Raw genomic sequence first — 17,421 nt, forward strand, 5'->3', positions numbered from 1 at the left:
GCCCATGTCATCTTTCAGGGCATGACATAATTAACCGCCGTGGAAAGGACAAGAATGACCATCCAGACCGGCCTGCCATACAGGACCGGCCCTGGAAAGCTGTCGCCGCCCGCATCCGCACCGGGTTCCGGTTCTGCTCCGACCGGTTCCGGGGCCGCCGATCACGGGATGGACGCAGGGCCCCGCCCTCCCTCAGCGGGAAAGGCGGGGCTGTTTGCCTGGGTGCCGCTATGCCTCTCGGCCGGAATCGTGATCTGGTTTGGCTGCCCCATGCCGGAACCCGCAATCCTGTGGCCATTACTGTCATTGCCGATGCTGACGGGCGTCCTCCTGTCCCTTGGCGCGAAGTTCTGGGCCGAAAGCGGCGGAACGGCGGGTATCTTGGCGGACCGGCTGCGCCTTGGTGGAATGGCCATTGCCTTGATTGCCGCGGGCACGGGGATAGCGGCCTTCCGTTCGGCCATGGTGGCCGCACCTGTTCTGGAATGGCGCTATTACGGCCCCATCGAGGGCCGGCTGGTCGCGATCGACCGTTCGGCACGGGACCGAATTCGCCTGACGCTGGATCAGCTTCGACTGCGTGATCTGCCGCAGCAGCTGACTCCGCACCGCGTGCGCCTGTCCCTGATCGGGGTCGACGACAGGGATCTTCCGGCTCTGGGTCAGCGCGTGATGATGACCGGCCATCTCGGACCGCCCCCCGGACCTGCCGCGCCCGGCAGTTTTGATTTTCGCCAGCATGCCTGGTTCGCAAGACTGGGCGCCGTCGGCTATACCCGCAACCCGGTGCTGACGATGGCACCGCCCGAGGGCGGCATATGGCGGATACAGCGCGCACGTCTTGACCTCGCTGCTGCCATTCGTGCGGGTATTGGCGGGCAAGAGGGCGCGGTGGCGGCCGCCCTGATGACCGGCGACCGCTCGGGCATTCATGAGAGCACCAATGCCGTCATGCGGGCCTCGAACCTGTATCACATCATCTCGATTTCCGGCCTGCACATGAGCATGCTGGCCGGTTTCGTATATGCCACCCTGCGCATTGCGACGGCGGCGCTGCAGGCAACGGGCCTGCTGGCCGCCCTCCCCGCGCACAAGTTGGCAGCGTTTTGCGCCCTGCTGGCATCGGCCGGTTACCTGTGGCTGTCGGGTGGCGGCGTCGCGACCGAGCGCGCCTTCGTCATGGTCGCGGTGATGCTGGGCGCCATACTGGCGGACCGGCGCGCCATATCGCTGCGCACCGTCGCCCTGGCGGCCACGATCATCCTGATCTTCAGCCCCGAATCGCTGGCCTCGCCGGGTTTCCAGATGAGCTTTGCGGCGACCGTCGCGCTTATCCTTTCCTATGGTCCCTGGTCACGCCTTGCCCCGCATGTCCCGGCATTGCTGCGACCTGTGGCGATGTTGCTGATATCTTCACTGGTGGCTGGTCTGGCGACCTCTCCGATTGCCGCCGCGCATTTCAACCGGATGGCGCAATACGGGTTGCTGGCCAATCTTCTGGCCGTGCCGGTGATGGGCACCTTCGTCATGCCTGCCGGGGTCGTTGCCGCGCTGCTGGCCCCTTTGGGACTTGCAGATCCGGCGCTTTGGGTGATGGGCCTTGGCACCGCATGGATGCTGAAGGTCGCCGCATTTGTCGCCGGGCTGGGCGGTGCCGTCACCGCCATCGCCCAACCCCAGGCCACAGTGATCCCCTTGATGGGATTCGGCGCTACGCTTTGCGTTCTGTGCTGGCGGCCCCAGCTGCTGACCGGGCGGACGCCCGCACTGTTGGCCGGTTTCATCAGTGGGGGGGCAATGCTGGCGGCGGGGGCGATGCTCTGGCTGACGGTGCAACGCCCCCTGCTGCTGATCGCCCCCCAAGGCGAGGCTGTCGGACTCATGACCGGTCGGGGCCGCGCAATCTCCAAACCGTCAGGCGGCGCCTTCGTCGTCAAGTCATGGCTGCTGGAGGATGGCGACACGGCCCGGCAGGCAGATGCTGCACAGCGCCCCGCCTGGACGGGCGACAAGCGCGACCGCCATGCCAGATTGCCTGCCGGCTGGCAGGTCTGGCATCTGACCGGCAAGGGGTCGGGCGAACGCGCGGCGCGGAAATGCGGCCCCAGAACCATTCTTGTCTCCACCGAAGCCATCAAGGACCTGCCCCGGACCGCGCCCTGTCTGACACTGGACCCGAAGCGCCTGCGAGACACCGGGGCGGTCGCCATCGATTTCCGCGATTCGATGCCGGTGCCATCGACCGTGGATCAGCCCTTGGAAATGTCGCCCTGAATCAGGCCCCATTCAGGGCTTGCGCAGGCCGATTTCGTCCAGAGCCGCCTCCAGCCCGCTGAGCGAGGGTTGACGCGTTTCTGCCACCAGAGCGTCGAAACGCAACCGCAAGGCCTCTTTCTCGGGACCACGGCAGTCATTCCAGGGCCGCCCTTGCAGGGCCATATGCATCACGTAATACCAGACGAAATGCGGTTTTTCCCCCGCCAGCAACAGGGCGCGATAGGCCTCATGCGCGCCCAGCCTGCGCAATGTCGCGGCATCTGGCACCCCCGCCGCGATCAGCGCCCTGGCCGTCGAGGGTCCGATATGCTTGATTGTGACCAGATCGCTGTCCATCCCGACCTTCCCAAATCGCCTGCTTTCCTGTATCAGCCCCGCAACCTCAAGGACAGCATGGCATGAGTGATCACGACACCACCGCCCCGGCGGCCAAGAAGCTTTTCATCAAGACTTATGGCTGCCAGATGAATGTTTATGACAGTCAGCGCATGGCAGAAGCCATGGGCAGCGAAGGATATGTCCTGACCGAGGACCAGTCCGAGGCCGATATGGTCCTGCTGAATACCTGTCATATCCGCGAAAAAGCCGCCGAGAAACTGTATTCCGATCTGGGCCGGCTGAAGCCGCTGAAGGCCGCAAGACCCGATCTGAAAATCGGCGTGGCCGGCTGTGTCGCGCAGGCCGAGGGCGAAGAAATCGTGCGCCGCATGCCCGTCGTCGATCTGGTCGTCGGACCGCAGACCTATCACCGCCTGCCCGCCATGGCACGCGGCGAGGCCCCCAATATCCTCACCGATTTCCCTGAAGAGGACAAATTCGACCACCTGCCCGAGCGGCGCGCCACTCGTCGCGCGCCGGCCGCCTTTCTGACGGTTCAGGAAGGCTGCGACAAATTCTGTGCCTTCTGCGTTGTGCCCTACACGCGCGGGGCCGAGGTCAGCCGCCCCGTCGAACGCATCATGCGCGAAGCCCGCGATCTGGTGGCGCGCGGCGTGCGCGAGATCACCTTGCTGGGCCAGAACGTCAATGGCTGGCATGGCTTGGGCGAGGACGGGCGCGAATGGGGCTTTGGCCGCCTGATCCGCGCATTGGGCGAATTGGACGGGCTGGACCGCATCCGCTATACGACCAGCCATCCCAACGACATGGCCGATGATCTGATCGAGGCACATCGCGACGTGCCGCAGCTGATGCCCTATCTGCACCTGCCGGTGCAATCGGGCAGCGACCGGATCCTGAAGGCGATGAACCGCAAGCATACCGCCGAGCAATACCTGCGCCTGATCGACCGCATTCGCGCCGCCCGCCCCGACATTCTGCTGACCAGCGATTTCATCGTCGGCTTTCCCGGCGAGACGGATCAGGATCATCAGGACACCCTGCGCCTGATCGAAGAGGTCGGATTTGGCACGGCCTTCAGCTTCAAATACTCGCCGCGCCCCGGCACTCCGGCCTATGACCGCCCCGAGGTTGACGGCGCCGTGGCGGATGCCCGCCTGCAGGAACTGCAGGCCCTGCTGACCCGTCAGCAAAAGGCCACGCAAGAGGCGATGGTCGGCCGCACGGTTGGCGTCCTGCTGGAAAAGCAGGGCCGTCAGCCAGGGCAGATGATCGGCAAATCCGACTATCTTCATTCGGTCTTTGTCGATACGACCGAGGCCGAGATCGGCGACCTGCTGCAGGTCCAGATCGTGGAAAGCGCGTCGAATTCGCTGCACGGAAAGATTGTTTCCTCGCCTGCGAATGCCTGACTTTTCCCGTTTCGGCCCGGGAACTCAAGGGCCGAAGGGAAAAGTTGCCGGTCCCCTTGGAACGCGCGAACAGGAGGGGACCGGCATCTTTCACGCCAGCGAGGCGGCGCGAAGGCGTTTGATCACATCGACATCTCGCATCTGGCGATATCGGGATCATGAATAATTGGCCGCCCCCATTGGAACGCGCGAACAGGACTGGGAGCGGCCGTTCCACCCCGTTGCTCACAGGGTGAACCGAGGATCACGATGACTATTCTCCGCCACCCAATCCGTGAACATAGGCGGCAACAGCACGAATATCGGCTTCGCTCAGCCGCGAGGACCATGACGGCATGACGCCGAAAGGGCCTTCGCTGACGATCCGCGTCAGGGTCTCGCGGTCATTGCCATACAGCCAGACCGCATCCGCCAGATTGGGCGCCCCCTGCGAGCGATCACCGGTTCCGTCCTCCATGTGACAGACCGCGCAATTGTCAGCAAAGATCTCGGCACCGGCCGCTGCCTTGCCGCCGTCATGGGGCAATTCGGACAGGGACAGGACATAGTTCACGACCTGATCGATCTGAGCGCGGTCCAGCAATTCATCGGTGCCGAAACGCGGCATCTCGGAATAGCGGGCGTCATCATCCAGCGGATCGCGGATACCATGCTGAACGGTCGTATAGATTTCTTCCAGCGAGCCGCCCCACAACCAGTCATTGTCCAGCAGGTTGGGATATCCCTTGGCCCCCGCGGCGCCCGAGCCATGGCATTGCGCGCACCAGGTGCGGAACACCGCGCCCCCGGCGTTGGCTGCATAGCTGGACAGTTCCGGATCCGTCGGGATCTCGTCCAGTTCGACCGAGGCCAGCCGGGTCTGAATCGCCGAATTGGCCTGATCGAAACGCTCGATCTCCTCGGCGACCTGCTTGCGGGTGCTGGTCTGCAACAGGCCGCTGGTCGTGCCGCTGATCAGCGGAAACGCCGGATAGACAATCACATAGCCGATCGCCCAGACGATGGTTGCATAGAAGGTCCACAACCACCAGCGCGGCATCGGGTTGTCGAACTCGGTGATGCCGTCCCATTCGTGACCTGTGGAGGGGACCTCGTTCATGGCAACGCCATGGCGCCCCTTGCGACGTTTCTTCGGCGCTGCAGGTTTGTCAGGCGCGTCACGCGAAGGAATATCGCCGGCGATCTTCGCGGCATGTTCGCTGTCCGCGGCCTGACGTTCCAGGCCGATCCGTTCATCCTTGCCCGGATTCTGATCCTTTTCACCGGCCATCAACGGTCCTCCTTCTGTTCCGCCTCGGCGGGACGACTTTCATGTCGAAAGATGCTTTCGGCTGCCTCTTTTTGCAGGGCGCGCGATCCGGGCCGGAACACGAAGAGGATCATTCCGACAAAGAACAGCGTCAGCGCCAGCAAGACCCAGCTGTCGGCAACTGCACGCAGGAAGCTATAGGTTTCCATCTCGACCTCCTCAGCGCACGGCGTCGGGTTCGAAGGTCGAGAAGTCGACCATCGTTCCCAGAACCTGAAGATAGGCGATCAGGGCATCCATCTCGGTCAGCTGCGGCTGGCGGTCAAAATTGCGCTGCTGTGCCCCCGGATAGCGTTCCTCAAGGCCAGAGGCATCGGCATCGATATCGGCCTGCGCGCGGAAATCCTCGGCTGCCGCGGCGATCATGTCATCGTCATAGGGCACACCCAGCAGGGCATCGGTCTTCAACCGTTGCTCGATATGCTCGGGGCGGATGACCCGATCCATGAGGAAGGCGTATTTCGGCATGATCGATTCCGGCACCACCGCGCGGGGATCCTTCAGGTGGTCGATATGCCATTCATCGGAATAGCGGCCACCCACCCGGGCCAGATCCGGCCCGGTTCGTTTCGACCCCCACTGGAACGGGTGATCATACATCGATTCCGCGGCCAGGCTGTAATGTCCGTAGCGTTCGACCTCATCACGCATCGGACGGATCATCTGGCTGTGACAGACATAGCAGCCCTCGCGCACATAGACATCGCGCCCGGTCAGTTCCAGCGGGGTGTAGGGACGCACACCTTCGACCTTTTCGATGGTGTTCTGCAGGTAGAACAGCGGCACGATCTCGACGATGCCGCCAATGGTCACGACCAGAAAGGAAAACACCAGCAGCAACGAGGCGTTCTTTTCGAGGATCTTGTGTTTGGACAGAATAGACATGTTCAGATCCCCTTATTCGGCCGGCACGGCAATGGCCGTGCTATGCGCCTTGGGCTGCCGGTTGACGGTGGCCCACAGGTTCCAGGCCATGATCAGCCCGCCGGTCAGATACAGCACACCACCCAGCGCACGGACCACATTCATCGCGAATTTGGCCTTCACGGTGTCGGCGAATGCGTTGACAAGGAAACCCTGGCTGTCGACTTCGCGCCACATCAGCCCTTCCATGATGCCCGACACCCACATCGAGGAGGCGTAGAGAACCAGACCGATCGTCGCCAGCCAGAAGTGCCAGCTGACAAGGCTGAGGCTGTACAGCCGCTCGCGGCCCCAGAGACGCGGCGTCAGGTAGTACAGGGCGCCAAAGGTGATCATGCCGTTCCAGCCAAGCGCACCCGAATGCACATGACCGATGGTCCAGTCGGTGTAATGCGACAGGCTGTTCACCGCCTTGATCGACATCATCGGACCTTCAAAGGTCGCCATGCCGTAAAAGCCCACGGCCACGACCATCATCCGGATGATGGGATCGGTGCGCAGCTTGTCCCAGGCCCCCGACAGGGTCATCAGACCGTTGATCATGCCGCCCCAGCTGGGCATCCAGAGCATGATCGAGAAGACCATTCCCAGCGTCGAGGCCCAATCCGGCAGGGCCGTATAGTGCAGGTGGTGCGGTCCGGCCCAGATATACAGGAAGATCAGCGCCCAGAAGTGGATGATCGACAGCTTGTAGCTATAGACGGGACGTTCGGCCTGTTTGGGAATGAAGTAATACATCATCCCCAGAAAGCCTGCGGTCAGGAAAAAGCCCACCGCGTTATGGCCATACCACCATTGCACCATGGCATCTTGCACGCCGCTGAAGACCTGCACGGATTTGCTGCCGAAAATGCTGACCGGGACGGACAGATTGTTGACCACATGCAGCATGGCGATCGTCACGATAAAGGCCAGATAGAACCAGTTCGCAACATAGATATGGGGCTCTTTCCGCTTGACGATGGTGCCAAGGAAAACCGCCAGATAGGCCAGCCAGACAACCGTCAGCCACCAGTCCACATACCATTCAGGCTCGGCATATTCCTTGGACTGGGTCGCACCGGCGATATAGCCCGTCGCCGCCAGAACGATGAACAGCTGATAGCCCCAAAAGACGAACCAGGCCATGTTGCCACCCCAAAGCCGCGCCGCGGAGGTCCGCTGCACGACATAGAAAGAGGTGGCGATCAGCGCATTGCCGCCAAAGGCAAAGATGACGGCGCTGGTATGCAGCGGTCTCAGCTTGCCGAAATTTGTATAGCCCTGAAAGGTGTCGCTCAGGTTCAGCGCCGGAAATGCCAGCTGAAAGGCAATGACCACCCCGACCAGAAAGCCGACAACGCCCCAGAACACCGTGGCGATCACACCGGCGCGCACGACGCCATCCATATATTCATTCAGATTGGGCCGCATTACGGGCTCGTCAATCTGACGCAGCACCCAGACGAACAGCGCTGCTGCCACAACCATTACCGTCAGCGCATTGACCATATAGGCCGGATCATGCGCCAGATTCGCTCCGATCGCCGCCGCCAAGGCGACAACCCCAAGCAGGATCAGCTTGACGTAATTCCCCATGATTCTCCGCGTCCCGTTCCAATTTCCATGAGCCGCACGAATCAGGCGCGGCCGACCATGCTGCTCGCATGGTTCACGATTACGGGATCATCACGCAAAAAACATTGATCTGGGTCAAGAACGCGCTTTGACGCAGTTTGACACGGATCAATGACGGGGGTGCCATTTGCCGGCATCCTGAGGGCAGAAGGCTCAGGAGGGAATGATGGCATACAAAACGATATTGACGGTGCTGACCGCGGAAGATCACATCTCGCATCTGGAAGCGGCCACTGTCCTGGCGGCCCGCGAGGACGCGCATCTGGACGTTCTGTGCATCGGTGCCGACCACAGCAACGCCGGCTATTATTTCCCCGGTGCCGCGCCATATGTCTATCAGAGCGCGATCGATGATGCGACGAAACGCGCCAAGGATCTGGAAGAAATGGTGCGCAACCATATGTCCGGGACAAGCGATATTCGCTGGTCGGTGGAATCGGCGGTGGCCCAGACCGGCAGCATTTCCTCTCTGGTCGCCATGCAGGCGCGGTTCTCGGATCTGACGGTTCTGGGCCGCCCCTATGGCGAAGGCGCGGGCGGAGACCTTGAGGTGGTGATCGAAGCTGCCCTGTTCCAGGGCGGATGCCCGGTGCTGGTGGTGCCCGAAACGGGCCTGCCGGCGGAACCTCCGCGTCATATCATGATCGCCTGGAACCAGTCTGCCGAGGCGATGACCGCAACGCGCCGCGCCCTGCCGCTGTTGAAACAGGCCGAAACGGTCGAGGTCACGCTTGTCGATCCCAGCCCCAGCGGCCCCGAGCGTTCCGATCCGGGCGGTGCCCTGACCCAAATGCTGTCACGTCATGGCGTGCGCGCTGAAATCGCCGTTCTGGCACGGATGGAGCCCGCGATCAGCGATGAACTGATACGCCGAGCCGCTGAAATCGGGGCCGATATGATCGTGATGGGCGCCTATGGCCATTCGCGTTTCCGCGAAGCGATCCTGGGCGGGGCAACCCGCAACATGCTGAAAAAGACAGCATTGCCGGTGTTGATGGCGCATTAGACGCCGTCAGTCAGCTGATCCAGCCGCCATCCGAATCATCGCCCGCTTCCTGCAAGAGGCGGGCGAATTCGGGCAGGACCACATGGCGCTTGCCCGACAACTCGAGAATGCCCTCGCGCTTCAGGGCGTTGATCTGGCGGCTGACGGTTTCCAGCGTCAGCCCCAGGTAATCGGCCATCGCCTCGCGCGTCAAAGGCAGTTCAAGCGTGATTCGTCCATTCAGTGGCCCCGCATCGATTGCGGCCTGACGCCGCGCGATGATGGCAATGAAGGAGGCGATCTTTTCACGCGCGGTCTTGCGCCCCAGAAGCAGCATCCATTCGCGGGCGGCATCCAGTTCGTCCATCGTCATCTCAAGCAGACGTTGGGACAGATGCGGCACCTTGCGAATCATCTCTTCAAAGGGCTGACGGCGGAAACAGCACAGTTTCACCTTGGTCGTCGCAACCGCGTCATAGGCAACGACATCGCGACCCGGCCGCCCCATGAAATCACTGGGCAGCAACAGGCCGACCATCTGCGTGCGTCCATCTTCCAGCCGCTGCGACAGGCATGCCACCCCGCTGACAACCGAGGCAACGAAATCCATGCGATCCCCGCCCCAGACGATCGGCTGGCCGGGTTCGAAACTGCGGTAGAACTTGATTCTCTCCAGCGCGGCCAGCTCATCGCCCACGCAGAGCGAACAAACGGCGCGATGCCGGATCGGGCAGCTGTCGCAGCCCTCGATGCCCGAGAACAGGTTCCCAGCTTCGTTCCTTTTGATCTGGGTCAATGACTGCGCGCTCATGGTCATGGATTGTATGTGCATGAAACAGGTTTCGCAACTGCAGGAATATGGTCTGTTTGACGCGCGCGTGCCGCGCTACACCAGCTATCCGCCTGCAAATCACTTTGCCGCAGAAGGCATTTCCGACCTCGCGCAGGACTGGATCGCCGCGATACCAGCCGGTTGCGAGATTTCCCTATACGTGCATGTGCCATTCTGCCGCCGACTTTGCTGGTTCTGTGCCTGCCGGACGCAGGGAACACAGTCCCTGGATCCGGTGCGCATTTACGTGGAAACGCTGCTGAGTGAATTGCGGCAATTGCGCGCACGAATGCCCGAAGGCGTGCGCCTGTCGCGCCTGCACTGGGGGGGTGGCACGCCAACCCTGTTGCCACCCGATCTGATCATGCAGCTGGCCGGGGCGATTTTCGATACATTCCCGCTGTCGGAACAGGGTGAATTCTCGGTCGAGATCGACCCCACGGAGATAGATGCGCCGCGCATGGCAGCACTGGCCGCGGCGGGGATGAACCGTGCCTCTATCGGGGTGCAGGATTTCAACCCCGACATTCAGGCCGCGATTGGCCGCCCGCAAAGCTTTCAGGTCACAGCCCAAGCCGTCTCGATGATCCGCGATCACGGCATTGAAAGTCTGAATGCCGATATTCTTTATGGCCTGCCCCATCAGGACAACATGCGCATGGCCGAAACCGTGCAAAAGCTGATGGCATTGTCACCCGACCGGGTGGCGCTTTACGGCTATGCCCATGTTCCCTGGATGTCCAAACGGCAGGTCATGATCCCGGAACAGCATCTGCCCGACCCGCGCAGCCGACTGACATTGTTCCAGACCGCGCGCCAGCTGTTCCTCGCCGACGGTTTTTCGGAAATCGGCATCGACCATTTCGCCCGCCCCAATGACAGCCTGGCACGGGCACGCAATCTTGGTCGGCTGCGGCGCAATTTCCAGGGCTATACAGATGATCGCAGCCAGATCCTGCTGGGACTGGGAGCCTCGTCCATTTCACGCTTCCCTCAGGGCTATGCACAGAACGCCCCGGCCACCGGTGCCTATACCGCGCTGGTCCGCGCCGGCAGGCTGCCCAGCACGCGCGGGCATGTTTTCAGCGCCGAGGATCGCTGGCGCGGTCGGATGATCGAATCACTGATGTGCCATTTCCACATAGAAACCGCGGAAATGGTGCGCGATTACGGCATCTCGCCCAGCCAGCTGACGCATCTTTACGGGCCGATCCGGGCGAAGTTCCGCAATCTGGTCAGGGTCACGCCCCACGCCTTTCACATCACGCAGGAAGGACGTCCCCTGACGCGAATCATCGCGCAGCAATTCGACGCCTATGCCTCGGGGCCGAACAGTCATTCGCAGGCAGTCTGAACAGCAAGCCGAGGCCTAATGTGCCTCGGCCCAGTTCATGCCGCTGCCCGCATCGACGACCAGGGGCACCGTCAGCTTGGCCACCGGCTCGGCAGCCGATTCCATGACCTGTCGCGCCACGGCGATCAGGTCGTCCACGGCATTCTCTTCCACCTCGAAGATCAATTCGTCATGCACCTGCAACAGCATGGTCGCGGGCAGATCGCGAATCGCTGCGGGCATACGGATCATCGCACGCCGGATGATATCGGCCGCCGCGCCCTGAATCGGCGCATTGATTGCCGCGCGACGCGCCCCGCCCGCCGCCGGGCCGGACTGGTTGATCGCCGGGGTGTTGATCCGCCGCCCGAACAGGGTTTTGACAAAACCGTCCTGCTTGGCGTCGGCCACCGTCTTGTCCATATAGGCGCGAATCTCGGGGAAACGTTCGAAATAGGTGTTGATGAACTCCTGCGCCTCGGCGCGGGGAATGCGCAGATTGCGCGACAGACCAAAGCCCGAAATCCCGTAGATGACGCCGAAATTGATCGCCTTGGCCTGACGTCGAATCATCGGGTCCATGCCCTCGACCGGCACGCCGAACATCTGGCTGGCGGTCATGGCGTGAATATCCACACCTTCCCTGAACGCCTGCTTCAACGCCGGGATATCGGCGACATGGGCCAGGATGCGCAGTTCGATCTGGCTATAGTCCAGGCTGACCAGACGATGCCCCTCGGTGGCCACGAATGCCTCGCGGATGCGCCTGCCTTCATCACTGCGCACCGGGATGTTCTGCAAGTTCGGATCGCTGGAGGCCAGCCGCCCTGTCTGCGCCCCTGCGATGGAATAGCTGGTATGCACCCTGCCCGTTTCCGGATTCACATAGGTCTGCAACGCATCGGTATAGGTCGATTTCAGCTTGCTGATCTGGCGCCAGTCCAGCACCCGCGCCGCCAGATCGGTGCCCTCGGCAGCCAGATCCTCCAGCACATCGGCACTGGTGGAATAGGCGCCGGTCTTGCCCTGCTTGCCACCGGCCAGCCCCATCTTGTCAAACAGGATTTCGCCCAATTGCTTGGGCGACCCGACATTGAACCGTTCGCCCGCAAGCTCGTGAATCTCGTCCTCAAGCTGCGCCATCTTCTGGGCGAAGGCATTGGACATCCGCTTCAGCGTATCGCCATCCACGCGAATCCCGGCCATTTCCATATCCGCCAGAACCGGCACCATCGGCCGCTCCAGCGTCTCATAGACCGTCGTCACCTTCTCTACCGGCAAGAGCGGAGCAAAATGCTGCCACAGTCGCAGGGTGACATCGGCATCCTCGGCGGCGTAAGGCGTGGCCTTGTCGATGGCGACCTGACCAAAGCCGATCTGCGATTTCCCCGAGCCGATCAGTTCCTTGATCGGAATGCACTTGTGGTCCAGATAGCGCTCGGCCAGTTCGTCCATACCGTGGTTATGGGTGCCTGCATTCAGCGCATAGGACATCAGCATGGTATCGGCGACCGGTGTCATGCGAATCCCCGAACGCGCCAGGATCTTCCAGTCATATTTGATGTTCTGGCCGATCTTCAGAATCGCCGGATCTTCCAGAATCGGCTTCAGCGCGGCCAGAACCTCGTCCTTGGCAAGCTGACCCGCCACCAGCGCCGCGGCCCCGAACAGATCGTCTCCGCCCTCGACATGGCCGACAGGGATATAGCAGGCCCGCCCCGCGCGGACGCAAAGCGACAGACCGACCAGATCCGCCTGCATTTCATCCAGCGAGGTGGTTTCCGTGTCGATGGCGACATGCCCGGCATCGCGGATATCGGCAAGCCAGCCCTGCAGCGCATCCATATCGGTGACACATTCATAGCCAGCGGGATCGAAACCGGGCGTCTCGGGCGCCGCTGGGGCGGCAGAGTTGGCCGGCGCGGCGCTGATCACCGGAGCCTCGGCACCCAGTTTACCGGCCACGCGCTTGGTCAGGGTGCTGAATTCCATTTCGGTCAGGAAGCCCAGCAGGGCCTCGGCATCGGGGTCGCGCACCTCCAGGCTTTGCAGCGTGAAGTCCAGTGGCGTGGCACAATCCAGCTGCACCAGTTGCTTCGAAATGCGGATCTGCTCGGCATGGTCGATCAGGGTCTGGCGCCGCTTGGGCTGCTTGATCTCGCCCGCGCGGGCAAGCAGTGTCTCGAGGTCGCCATATTCATTGATCAGCTGCGCGGCGGTCTTGATGCCGATCCCCGGTGCGCCGGGCACATTGTCGACCGAATCACCGGCCAGTGCCTGCACATCCACGACCTTCTCGGGGCCGACGCCGAATTTCGCCTGAACCTCGTCAACACCGATCATCTTGCCCTTGATCGGGTCCAGCATGTCGACCCCATCGCCCACCAACTGCATCAGGTCCTTGTCGCTGCTGATGATGGTGGCCGACCCGCCGGCTTCCCGCGCCCGGCAGGCCAGCGCCGCGATGATGTCATCGGCCTCATAGCCCTCCAGCTCGATACAAGAGATATTGAAGGCGCGGGTAGCCTCGCGGGTCAGCGGAAACTGCGGCCGCAGATCCTCGGGCGGCGCGGGACGATTGGCCTTGTAGAGGTCATAGATCTCGTTGCGAAAGGTCTTGGAGGAATGGTCAAAGATCACCGCCGCATGCGTGGGTGCATTGCTGCCATGTTCATCCGTCACATATTTCCACAGCATGTTGCAGAAACCGGCGACAGCGCCAACGGGCAAGCCATCGGATTTGCGCGTCAATGCAGGCAGCGCGTGATAGGCACGGAAAATAAAGGCCGAGCCATCGATCAGATGCAGATGGCAACCCTTGCCGAAGGCAGGCGCGTCCGAGGTCATGAAGCGGTCCTTTCGCGATGTCGCCGACCGTTCTGACAGAATCCACCGGCGGGCGCAAAGGGGCAGCGACAGATATGGGGTGCGACGGGGCGTCAGCCCCAGCCTTGCCGGTCCCCCTCGATGGGGGCCGTCAAGGCTTTGCCGCGCCGGGACGGAGCCGGCGCAACGTCAAGATCAGTGATCGGCATCCACGTGGTTGGGATCCAGCACGAAGCGCTTGTCACAATAGCCGCAATCGACGAATCCGGTGTCCGGCGAAATCGCCAGCCAGACCCGGGGATGACCCAGACCTGCGGCATCATTGCCGTCACAGGCCACCTTGCGGCTGGTGACGATTACTTCTTCCGGCGCGGGCAATTTCAGTGCCTCGGCTTCCTGACCGGTTGAAAGCGGGTTTTCTGGCATCACATATTCGGTCATGTCTGGCCTTCTTGTCGCGACGTGCATCATCTGCTCTAAACCCATTACCGCAGCGCCGCCTGCCTTCGCAAGCTCTGCAAGGATAACCAATGACAAACGCCATAGAAATTTCGGGTCTGCGCAAGGTTTATGCCGCCCAAGGGAACGCTCCGGCCAAAGAGGCGCTGAAAGGCGTCGACCTGGCAATCCCGGCCGGCAGCATCTTCGGCCTGCTGGGACCGAATGGCGCTGGCAAGTCGACCATGATCAACATCCTTGCCGGGCTGGTCAACAAGACCGCCGGAAAGGTCGAGATCTGGGGCTTTGACCAGGATGTAAACCCGCGCCAGTCGCGCGCCGCGATCGGGATCATGCCCCAGGAACTGAACATGGACCCGTTCTTCACGCCGCGCGCCAGCCTCGAGGTGCAGGCGGGGCTCTATGGCGTTGCCAAGGCCGACCGCTGGACGGATGAACTGCTTGAACTGGTCGGTTTGACCGATCAGGCCAACGCCTATGCGCGCAACCTGTCGGGCGGGATGCGCCGCCGGCTGCTGCTGGCCAAGGCACTGGTTCACCGCCCGCATATCCTTGTGCTGGACGAGCCGACTGCCGGTGTCGACATCACCCTGCGCGAGATGCTGTGGAACAATGTCCGCAAGCTGAACGAGGCCGGGATGACGATCATCCTGACAACCCATTACCTCGAAGAGGCCGAGGAAATGTGTGACGAGATCGCCATCATCAATCACGGCGAACTGGTCGTGCGCCAGGGCACGCGCGACCTGCTGGCCCGCACCGATGGCAAGACGCTGGTTCTGGATACCGGCGGCAGGGTCGATGTCCCGTCGCTGCCCGAGGGCGCACGCGCCGACTGGCGCGCCGATGGACGGTTGGCGATCACCTATCCGCCCTCGACGATCCGTGCCGACGCGCTGCTGGATGCGCTGCGCGCCGGCGGGGTGCCGATCGTCGATGTGGCCACGGAACAGCCCGATCTCGAGGATGTCTTTGTCGAGATGACCCGCGACCGCTAAGCGCTGTCCGGGATCAGTCGTTCAGGCTGATCATCGGCCCCATCATGCGTCCGCCCATGATGTGCAGATGGAAATGCGGGACTTCCTGCACGCCATGAGGTCCGGAATTGGCAATGGCGCGAAAGCCCTGGTTTCCGCTGCCAAGGGAAATGCCTTCGCTTTCGCAGACCTCGGCGCAAAGCCTCATGAAGCCAACCATCTCGGCCTCCGAGGCATTGGCCGCGAAATCGTCAAAGCTGACATAGCGACCCTTGGGAATCACCAGCACATGGCTGGGTGCCTTGGGGGCGATATCGCGGAAGGCCAGCGCATGGTCATTTTCCGCCACGGTGTCATTGGGAATCTCTCCGCGCAGGATCTTGGCGAAAATATTGTTGTCGTCGTAGTCATAAGCCATGGGCACGCAGGGTCCTTGTCAGTCGAACAGATTGGGTGTCGCGGCCAGATTCTGCGCCATCTCGGGCGACAGGTCCAGAAAGCGCTTCAGCGCCTCGGCGTTTCTCTCGATGGTCCGATCCGCCGCAATGGTTTCGAAATGGTCGAGTCCCATGTCCTTCAGAAGCTCGGCCTCATGTTCCAGGTCGCCCCTCACCACGGGAATCAATTGCGCGTAAAGATCCGGCGCCGTGGTGTCATTGGCCAACCCGATTCGCCGAATATGACCACGCAGGTAATCGTCGTCGAACTCTGTCTCGACAAAGAGAATCCGCGTCTCGGCGCGATCTGCGGCGAAATCGCTGATCATGCCCAATGCCGAAGTGTCCAGGCACAGGACCAGATTCGCTGTGTCATATTGCTCGAACAACAGCTTGATCAGCGCCCGGCGATGCCGTTCCCGCTTGGCCAGACTTGAAGCGACCCCGCCCAGATCCGGCATTGCCGCATCCAGTTCGTTGAACACGAAATCAACCGCAGGAATTGCTGTCAGGCTGCGAATCCGCTCGGTCAGTCGCTTGGCGACATGCCATTTCTTGCACACGATCAGATGCACGACACGGGATCGGCCCAGACTGCCATCCGTCTCCCAGAAGCGTGGCGCGAAACGCCTGCCGATTCGTCCCCGGCCGGTCAGAAAATGGTAGAGTCGCGGACCTTCCGCCGAGATCGGAAAGTCCCGCCCGGTTTCCTGCCATGTGAATCCCAGCCTGCGCCGCAACTCCAGGGCCTCGGCACTGATCTTGCGCGCAAACAGGAAATCCTGGCGCAGCAGCAGATCAAAATGATCGTCATGGAAGGTGACGGGCATGCCGTAATCGGTGAACAGCAGGAAGGTCAGAGTCCGGGTGCGCATCTGGGTCTTGGGAACCAGATGCGCCACCAGAGTCTGGAAAAAGGTTTCATCCGGAATCCAGGTGGTACGAAAGAACCGCAGCAAGGCGGGCCATTCCTCGATCAGTTTCAGGATCGCCTCGACGGTCTGACGACGCAGGCACCACCATTGCGACCCGATCATGATCTGCAATCCCTCGGGGGTCTTGCGCGCCAGGCCCAGCCGCTTTTGCCAGTCCATGCTGGCGTAAAACAACTTCTTTTGGGTGCGTTCGTTGAACCAGTGCCGATAGATCAGCCGCTCTTCCTTGATGCCGGTCTTGATCCAGTCGCTGTCAAAGAAATCGAAGCTTTCGATATAGTCGCAATCATCGGCATCCAGAAAGTCATGGGCATATTCGGCCGATTTGATCGGCATGCAATCCCCGGACAGCATGTAGAAATGCGTCGCATGCTGAAATGCCCGTTCGGCCGTGCGCAACGCCTCCAGCGTCGCGGCAACCAGTGACCATTCGCCCCAGCCGCAGCGAAGCCGGCGATTGGCGAACACGACCGAAGGGTTGTCGGCCAGCGCCTCATGGATCATCTGGAAATCTTCTGCGGGTGCGCTCTTGTCATAATGGATCGAGACAAAATCGCCCGTGGCCGTCAGCCGCCGCGCCTGATCAATAACCCCTTGCGGGTCCTTGTGGGTCAATAGAATGAACGCAATGCGTGCCATGACGGGCAGTTTTTCCTGTCATTTCGGATCAAATTTTCAGAAGGCGTTGATAATCCTTCCGGCATTTGCTTTCTGTCTCTAACCATTTTCAGCGCGCGAACAAGCCGAACGGTACCTGTC

At 61.7% G+C, this 17,421-nt stretch carries 15 protein-coding genes; 5 read left to right on the forward strand and 10 right to left on the reverse strand.

The features are described 5' to 3' along the window. The first annotated feature begins 54 nt into the window (after window positions 1-54). Window positions 55-2,274: a ComEC/Rec2 family competence protein gene (locus JHW44_RS11875; protein WP_089342695.1), complete on the forward strand. Its 2,220-nt coding sequence runs from the start codon at window positions 55-57 to the stop codon at window positions 2,272-2,274. Between the two features lie 12 nt (window positions 2,275-2,286). Here JHW44_RS11875 and JHW44_RS11880 read toward each other — a convergent pair whose 3' ends face one another. Further along, window positions 2,287-2,613, reverse strand: a complete 327-nt coding sequence (locus JHW44_RS11880) for a TfoX/Sxy family DNA transformation protein (RefSeq protein ID WP_089342694.1) — start codon at window positions 2,611-2,613, stop codon at window positions 2,287-2,289. 62 nt (window positions 2,614-2,675) lie between these two features. On the opposite strand from JHW44_RS11880, the gene miaB reads away from it, so the two are divergent. After that, on the forward strand, window positions 2,676-4,028 hold the full coding sequence (miaB, locus tag JHW44_RS11885) for a tRNA (N6-isopentenyl adenosine(37)-C2)-methylthiotransferase MiaB (protein WP_089342693.1): 1,353 nt from the start codon (window positions 2,676-2,678) through the stop codon (window positions 4,026-4,028). A 253-nt stretch (window positions 4,029-4,281) separates the two neighbouring features. On the opposite strand, the gene ccoP is transcribed toward miaB, so the two are convergent. From ccoP to ccoN, 4 genes are all read right to left on the reverse strand, one after another. Next, entirely contained in the window at window positions 4,282-5,127 is an 846-nt protein-coding gene (gene ccoP, locus JHW44_RS11890) for a cytochrome-c oxidase, cbb3-type subunit III (RefSeq protein WP_245846764.1), read from the reverse strand. A gap of 170 nt (window positions 5,128-5,297) precedes the next feature. Then, window positions 5,298-5,486 carry a cbb3-type cytochrome c oxidase subunit 3 gene (locus JHW44_RS11895; protein WP_089342691.1) on the reverse strand — a complete coding sequence of 63 codons (189 nt, stop codon included), beginning with the start codon at window positions 5,484-5,486 and terminating at the stop codon, window positions 5,298-5,300. Between the two features lie 10 nt (window positions 5,487-5,496). Further along, window positions 5,497-6,222: a cytochrome-c oxidase, cbb3-type subunit II gene (gene ccoO, locus JHW44_RS11900; RefSeq protein ID WP_089342690.1), complete on the reverse strand. Its 726-nt coding sequence runs from the start codon at window positions 6,220-6,222 to the stop codon at window positions 5,497-5,499. Window positions 6,223-6,234: 12 nt separating this feature from the next. Next, a complete protein-coding gene (gene ccoN / locus JHW44_RS11905; RefSeq protein WP_089342689.1) occupies window positions 6,235-7,839 on the reverse strand; it encodes a cytochrome-c oxidase, cbb3-type subunit I in 1,605 nt (534 codons plus the stop codon). A 205-nt stretch (window positions 7,840-8,044) separates the two neighbouring features. Here ccoN and JHW44_RS11910 point away from each other — a divergent pair, with 205 nt between their 5' ends. After that, a complete protein-coding gene (locus JHW44_RS11910; protein WP_089342688.1) occupies window positions 8,045-8,884 on the forward strand; it encodes a universal stress protein in 840 nt (279 codons plus the stop codon). Between the two features lie 10 nt (window positions 8,885-8,894). Here the strand turns inward: JHW44_RS11910 and fnrL are convergent, their stop codons facing one another. Further along, a complete protein-coding gene (gene fnrL / locus JHW44_RS11915; RefSeq protein WP_245846762.1) occupies window positions 8,895-9,626 on the reverse strand; it encodes a transcriptional regulator FnrL in 732 nt (243 codons plus the stop codon). 67 nt (window positions 9,627-9,693) lie between these two features. Between fnrL and hemN the strand changes: the two genes are divergently transcribed. Further along, window positions 9,694-11,049 (forward strand): oxygen-independent coproporphyrinogen III oxidase, encoded by a 1,356-nt coding sequence (gene hemN, locus JHW44_RS11920; protein ID WP_089342869.1) that lies wholly within the window; start codon window positions 9,694-9,696, stop codon window positions 11,047-11,049. Between the two features lie 15 nt (window positions 11,050-11,064). Here hemN and polA read toward each other — a convergent pair whose 3' ends face one another. Together polA and JHW44_RS11930 are read right to left on the reverse strand one after the other, a co-directional pair. After that, window positions 11,065-13,875 (reverse strand): DNA polymerase I, encoded by a 2,811-nt coding sequence (gene polA / locus JHW44_RS11925; protein ID WP_089342686.1) that lies wholly within the window; start codon window positions 13,873-13,875, stop codon window positions 11,065-11,067. A gap of 174 nt (window positions 13,876-14,049) precedes the next feature. After that, window positions 14,050-14,238 carry a zinc-finger domain-containing protein gene (locus tag JHW44_RS11930; RefSeq protein ID WP_089342868.1) on the reverse strand — a complete coding sequence of 63 codons (189 nt, stop codon included), beginning with the start codon at window positions 14,236-14,238 and terminating at the stop codon, window positions 14,050-14,052. A 146-nt stretch (window positions 14,239-14,384) separates the two neighbouring features. Between JHW44_RS11930 and JHW44_RS11935 the strand changes: the two genes are divergently transcribed. Continuing rightward, window positions 14,385-15,311: an ABC transporter ATP-binding protein gene (locus JHW44_RS11935; protein ID WP_089342685.1), complete on the forward strand. Its 927-nt coding sequence runs from the start codon at window positions 14,385-14,387 to the stop codon at window positions 15,309-15,311. A gap of 13 nt (window positions 15,312-15,324) precedes the next feature. Here the strand turns inward: JHW44_RS11935 and JHW44_RS11940 are convergent, their stop codons facing one another. Then, window positions 15,325-15,708, reverse strand: coding sequence for an HIT domain-containing protein (locus JHW44_RS11940; RefSeq protein WP_089342684.1), 384 nt, complete (start codon window positions 15,706-15,708; stop codon window positions 15,325-15,327). 18 nt (window positions 15,709-15,726) lie between these two features. After that, window positions 15,727-17,301 carry a DUF5928 domain-containing protein gene (locus tag JHW44_RS11945; RefSeq protein WP_089342683.1) on the reverse strand — a complete coding sequence of 525 codons (1,575 nt, stop codon included), beginning with the start codon at window positions 17,299-17,301 and terminating at the stop codon, window positions 15,727-15,729. Window positions 17,302-17,421: the final 120 nt, after the last annotated feature.

This window comes from Paracoccus seriniphilus (genome assembly GCF_028553745.1).
GTDB lineage: Bacteria > Pseudomonadota > Alphaproteobacteria > Rhodobacterales > Rhodobacteraceae > Paracoccus > Paracoccus seriniphilus.

Coding starts and splice junctions, on each gene's coding strand:
- JHW44_RS11910 (WP_089342688.1), top strand. CDS start 8,045: ATGGCATACAAAACGATATTGACGGTGCTGACCGCGGAAGATCACATC.
- ccoO (WP_089342690.1), bottom strand. CDS start 6,222: ATGTCTATTCTGTCCAAACACAAGATCCTCGAAAAGAACGCCTCGTTG.
- JHW44_RS11945 (WP_089342683.1), bottom strand. CDS start 17,301: ATGGCACGCATTGCGTTCATTCTATTGACCCACAAGGACCCGCAAGGG.
- polA (WP_089342686.1), bottom strand. CDS start 13,875: ATGACCTCGGACGCGCCTGCCTTCGGCAAGGGTTGCCATCTGCATCTG.
- JHW44_RS11940 (WP_089342684.1), bottom strand. CDS start 15,708: ATGGCTTATGACTACGACGACAACAATATTTTCGCCAAGATCCTGCGC.
- miaB (WP_089342693.1), top strand. CDS start 2,676: ATGAGTGATCACGACACCACCGCCCCGGCGGCCAAGAAGCTTTTCATC.
- JHW44_RS11935 (WP_089342685.1), top strand. CDS start 14,385: ATGACAAACGCCATAGAAATTTCGGGTCTGCGCAAGGTTTATGCCGCC.
- JHW44_RS11880 (WP_089342694.1), bottom strand. CDS start 2,613: ATGGACAGCGATCTGGTCACAATCAAGCATATCGGACCCTCGACGGCC.
- hemN (WP_089342869.1), top strand. CDS start 9,694: ATGAAACAGGTTTCGCAACTGCAGGAATATGGTCTGTTTGACGCGCGC.
- ccoN (WP_089342689.1), bottom strand. CDS start 7,839: ATGGGGAATTACGTCAAGCTGATCCTGCTTGGGGTTGTCGCCTTGGCG.
- JHW44_RS11895 (WP_089342691.1), bottom strand. CDS start 5,486: ATGGAAACCTATAGCTTCCTGCGTGCAGTTGCCGACAGCTGGGTCTTG.
- ccoP (WP_245846764.1), bottom strand. CDS start 5,127: ATGAACGAGGTCCCCTCCACAGGTCACGAATGGGACGGCATCACCGAG.
- JHW44_RS11875 (WP_089342695.1), top strand. CDS start 55: ATGACCATCCAGACCGGCCTGCCATACAGGACCGGCCCTGGAAAGCTG.